This window comes from Thioalkalivibrio sp. XN279, assembly GCF_011089885.1.
GTDB lineage: Bacteria > Pseudomonadota > Gammaproteobacteria > Steroidobacterales > XN24 > XN24.
Map to the genome: position 1 here is coordinate 1 of NZ_JAANBD010000002.1, position 4,976 is coordinate 4,976.

Below are 4,976 nucleotides of genomic sequence, written 5' to 3' on the forward strand. Positions count from 1 at the left end.
GCGGGCGAGTTGGCGATCTTGGTGACGGAGTCGTAGCCCCTGATTTCCTGCACGTTCAGGATGTTCAGGCCGTACTCCTCCTGCCCGAGACGAAAGGTCAGGTACTCGCGCGCTTCTTCTGCTCCGGGCCCCATCGGCCGGGATTCCTGGTCGTCCATGCAATTGCTCCGCTGTAGGCCAACGGGAAACCGCCTCGTCGCGGCGTCCCTGTTCTCGTCATGTCGGCCGAAGCTCGTGGATCTTGAGGCGATCAGCCCTGCGTTGAACACGCAGCGCCAGGATGGTCGTCGGTGATTTTGGCGAAGAAAGCTAAATATGCCCGGGGGTCGGCCGATATACGGAGCATCTTGCTTGCCGAGTGCGCGGCAGCGCCTGGCGCAAAAACACCCTGGAACCGACCAAGTCGAGCCCCCGGTATGACGGCCTTCAAGTGGAACCAGAACTTCGTCACCGGCCTGGGCGAAGTCGATTCACAACACCAGCGCCTGGTCCAGCTCATCAATGAGCTGGGCGATATGCTGGGCGAGAACCAGTTCACCCAAGCCGACCTCGAGTCGCTGCTGGGCGAACTGGCTGACTACGCCAAGCATCATTTCAGCGAGGAAGAGACGCTCATGGCGCGCGCCGGGATCGACCCGCGCCACCTGCAGGCACACGAGGCGGCTCATGCGGGATTCCTCGAGGAAGTGGCGCTTTTGCAGGCGGGCTTGCAGGGTGACAGTGCGCAAGCCGCCATGCGCCTGCTTGACTACCTCACGCACTGGCTGGCTTTTCATATCCTTGGCCAGGACCAGAACATGGCCGCCCAGCTCGGCATGATCGCCGCCGGCGCGAGCCCGGCCGAAGCTTTCGCTACCAAGGAGGCGGAGAGTGCCGGGGCGACAGAGCCCTTGCTGGCCGCACTCTCCGGGTTGTTCGCACAGGTCTCTGAGCGCAACCGCGAGCTCGTCAAGCTGGCGCAGGAACTGGAAGCGCGGGTGCAACGCCGAACCTCCGCACTGGTCGAGGCGAACCGCAAGCTCGAAGTGCTGTCCCTGACCGACGTGCTGACCGGCCTGCCCAACCGGCGGCATGCCATGGCCAGGCTCGACGCGCTGTGGGAGGAGTCCTGTACCGGCGATCACGCGCTGGCGTGCATGATGCTCGACGCCGATCACTTCAAGGCGGTGAACGACACCCATGGCCACGATGCCGGCGACCACGTGCTGGTCGAGTTCGCCGTGACCGTCCGGGATGCCTTGCGCAACGACGACCTGGTGTTCCGCCTGGGTGGTGACGAGTTCCTCGTGGTTTGCCCGCGCACCGGCCTGGCGGGGGCCTTGCAGGTGGCCGAGAAGGTACTGCAGGCAATCCGGGCACTCGATGTCCCGGTGGGCCATGGCCGTTGGCGCGGCAGCGCGAGCATAGGGGTGGCGGTGAAAACGGCCGAGATGGCGCACTACGATGAGCTGATCCTGGTCGCAGACCGCAACGTTTACGAGGCTAAACAGGCAGGTAGAAATTGCGTCCGGTCATGAAGGTTTTCAACGAAGGGCCGCCTGCCTCGGCGGTGAGTGGGTTGACTGGCGCGGTGCTGGCATTGCTGGCGGTGCTGGTTGCTGTGAGTACACCCGGATGCGGGCAGTCGCCACCACTCAGGGTCGCCGCCCATGTGTGGCCGGGTTACGAGCTGATGTTCATCGCACGAGAACTGCAATGGCTTGACCCCGCACAAGTCGAGCTGGTGCCGAAGTCGTATGCCGGCGAATCACTCGAGGCGCTTGCGGCCGGACAGGTGGACGCGGCTGCGTTGACGCTGGACGAAGTGCTGGCGGCAAGGCATCGCGGCGTGCCGCTGACGGTGGTCCTCGTGTTCAACGTGTCCGCCGGCGCGGATGTGGTGATTGCACGGCCGGGTGTTGACATGTCCAACGGTCTGAAGGGCATGCGGATCGGGTATGAGCGCGGCGCCGTCGGGGCGCTGATGCTGGAGAAGGCGTTGCGGGAAGCAGGACTTGGGTTCGACGATATCGTTCCCGTGAACCTGCCGCCGTCGCGGCACCTGACGGCATGGGAGATCGGGCTCGTCGATGCGCTGGTGACCTACGAGCCTCTGTCCAGCCACTTGCGAGCGCAGGGCGGCGCGGTGCTGTTCGACAGCAGCCAGGCGCCGAATCGCATCGTCGATGTGCTGGCGGTTCGCACGGATCGGTTGCAAGGGTCGAGGAAGCAGGCATTGAGGCACCTGGTGGCGGCGCACTTCCGCGCGCTGGAGCATTTCCAGCGCAATCCGCAGGATGCTGCTTACCGCATGGTGCCCCGCCTGCGACTGCCCGCAGCCGAGGTCAGCGGGACGTTCCGTGGCCTGGTTTTGCCGGATGCGGCGAACAATCACCGCCTGCTGAGCGGCGAAGCTGCGCCTCTGCTGCGCTCGGCCAGCGAACTGGCAATGCTCATGAGCTCGTGGGACCTGTTGCCCACTTCCAGGGTAGACCTGGCCGGGCTGGTCGATGATCGTTTCCTCCCCGCCCTGGAACAGCAGTGATGGGCACGGCATGGATACGGCGGCGACCCCGACGGGCGCGCCTGGCGCGCGCGCTGCTCGTCGGCTGGTTGTCGGCCGCCGGGGCCATGTCCGCCTCGGGCGCAGAGCTGGTGACGATCGGCATCCTGGCGTTCCGGCCGCATCCCCAGGTGGCGGCGCAATGGCGCCCTCTCGAGGACTACTTGCGTGCCGCCGTGCCGGAGTACGAGTTCAGGATCGAGCCGCTTTACTACGTCGAGCTCAACGAGGCCGTTGCGGCACGGCGTCTCGATTTCGTCCTCACCAATCCCGGTCACTATATCCAGCTTTCCCGCCTGAGCGGTCTTTCCTCGCCCCTCGTCACGCTGGTTCGTGACGCGGGCGGCGCGCCGTTACAGGCCTTCGGCGGCGTGATCTTCACCCGCGCGGACAATCCCCGGTTGTCGGTGCTGGCCGACCTTCATGGCCGGCGCATCGCAGCCGCCAGCGAGGCATCGCTCGGCGGGTTCCAGATGCAGGTCGGGGAAATGCTGTCGCATGGCTTGAAACGGCCTGACCGCGGGGACTTTCTCTTCACCGGCATGCCCCACGACGCCGTGGTCGAGGCCGTGATTTCCGGGCAAGCGGAGGCCGGCTTCGTGCGCACCGGGTTGATCGAGAGCATGGTGCGCGAGGGCCGGCTCGACGCCGCCGCGCTCAAGGTCCTTGATCCGCAGAAACTGCCGGGCTTCCCCTTCCTGGCATCGACGCGACTCTATCCGGAGTGGCCCCTGGCCGCCATGCCGCACAGTGATTCGGACCTTGCCCGCCAGGTGGCGGCCGCGCTGCTCGACCTGGATGCGGACGGGGCCACGGCCGAGGCAATCGGCATCCATGGCTTCGGGATCCCCGGGGATTACTCAATCGTCGAAGACCTGTTGCGCGAGCTGCGCCTGCCGCCGTTCGAGATCTTGCCGACGATCACCAGCGCCGATCTCTGGCGCCACTACCGCTGGTGGATAGTCAGCCTGGCGCTGGCGGCACTGGTGATCGTCGCGCTGGGCATTCGCCTGTGGACGGCGAGATCGCAGCTGGCCCGGGATCATGAACGCCTGGCCCGCGTCATCTGGGGCACCAATGTCGGCACCTGGGAGTGGAACGTCCAGACGGGAGAAACCCGCTTCAACGAGCGCTGGGCAGACATCGTCGGCTGTCGGCTGGAAGAGCTGCAGCCCGTCAGTATCGAGACCTGGATGAGTTTCGCGCACCCGGAAGACCTCTCCAGGTCGGAAGCTGCGCTGCAAGCGCACTTCTCGGGCGAAGTCGATCACTACGAGTGCGAGGCGCGGATGAGGCACCGTGACGGACACTGGGTCTGGGTCCTCGATCGCGGCCGCGTGATCAGCTGGACGCGGGACGGCAAGCCCGAGTGGATGGCCGGAACCCACCTGGAGGTGACTCGGCGCAAGGAGGCTGAAGTCGCGCTGGAAGCGCATCGCGATCACCTGGAGGCGCTCGTGGGGGCGCGGACTGCAGATCTCATCCTGGCCAAGGAAGCCGCCGAGGTCGCCAATCGCGCCAAGAGCATCTTCCTCGCCAACATGAGCCACGAGTTGCGCACGCCAATGAACGGGATCATCGGCATGGCAGCGCTGGCCAGGCGCGCCACGAGCGACACGCGTGTACAGAAATATCTTGACCAGGTCCTGGCATCCGCGGATGAGCTGCTCGGCATGATCAGCCGGATCCTGGACTTCAGCAAACTCGAGAGCGAGAGACTGGACCTGGTGCCGGTCCGGTTCCGGGTCAAGGAAGTGCTGGATCCCGTGGTCGACCTCGCCCGCGGCCGGTGCGTGGACAAGGGGCTCCTGCTCGAGATCGACGCCGCGGCCGAGCTCGAGTCGACGGAGCTGACGGCGGACGCGGCGCGGATCCGCCAGGTGCTCCTGGCCCTGGTCGAGAACGCCTTGAAGTTCACCGAGGAAGGCGAGATAAACCTTTGCGTCCGACTGATGCAGTCCGCCGAAGCGGCGCAGAGCGCATTGCATTTCACGGTACAGGACACCGGGGTCGGAGTGCCGGACCAGGTGCGGGCGGAAATCTTCAAGCCGTTCCGGCAGGCCGACGAAACAAGCACGCGTGCTTTCGGCGGCACCGGCCTGGGCCTTGCGCTCAGCAAGCAACTCGTCGAGCTCATGGGAGGAAACATGGGCTTCGACAGCATCCCCGGCGCCGGGAGCCGCTTCTGGTTCTCAGTCCCGGTCGCGCAATGAACCCGGGATCGCGGTAAAACCCGCGGCGACCCGCGCGCCCCGGCTGCGGGAAATCGAACCAGCCAAGATCGTGCGGGCAGGCAGCGTCCGGGCTTACGCCGTGGCAGCGGCCCGCGCCGGCTTGGCGGCCCTGGCCTTAGCGGCTGGGGCATTGGGCTTGGCGGCTGGGGCGCGTGCCGGGGCGATGTAAGCGGTCTTTGATTCGTCCATGCGGAACACGG

4 protein-coding genes are annotated in these 4,976 nt (G+C 66.0%); 3 read left to right on the plus strand and 1 reads right to left on the minus strand.

Features of this window, described 5'->3' with window-relative positions; all coding sequences use genetic code 11:
* Window positions 1-158 (minus strand): chemotaxis protein CheW (locus G8346_RS00245; RefSeq protein WP_206202503.1); only part of this gene is annotated, 158 nt, incomplete at its 3' end.
* Between the two features lie 258 nt (window positions 159-416).
* Here G8346_RS00245 and G8346_RS00250 point away from each other — a divergent pair.
* From G8346_RS00250 to G8346_RS00260, 3 genes are read left to right on the plus strand one after another with little or no spacing between them, the layout of a single operon-like run.
* The gene (locus G8346_RS00250; RefSeq protein WP_166047035.1) at window positions 417-1,517 is read left to right on the plus strand and encodes a GGDEF domain-containing protein; all 1,101 of its coding nucleotides are present in this window, start codon (window positions 417-419) and stop codon (window positions 1,515-1,517) included.
* A complete protein-coding gene (locus G8346_RS00255) occupies window positions 1,514-2,524 on the plus strand; it encodes an ABC transporter substrate-binding protein (RefSeq protein WP_166047037.1) in 1,011 nt (336 codons plus the stop codon). Before G8346_RS00250 ends, G8346_RS00255 begins: the two co-directional genes overlap by 4 nt.
* Window positions 2,524-4,755, plus strand: coding sequence for a PhnD/SsuA/transferrin family substrate-binding protein (locus tag G8346_RS00260; protein ID WP_166047039.1), 2,232 nt, complete (start codon window positions 2,524-2,526; stop codon window positions 4,753-4,755). The genes G8346_RS00255 and G8346_RS00260 overlap by 1 nt, the downstream gene beginning before the upstream one ends.
* The last annotated feature ends 221 nt before the right edge of the window (window positions 4,756-4,976 follow it).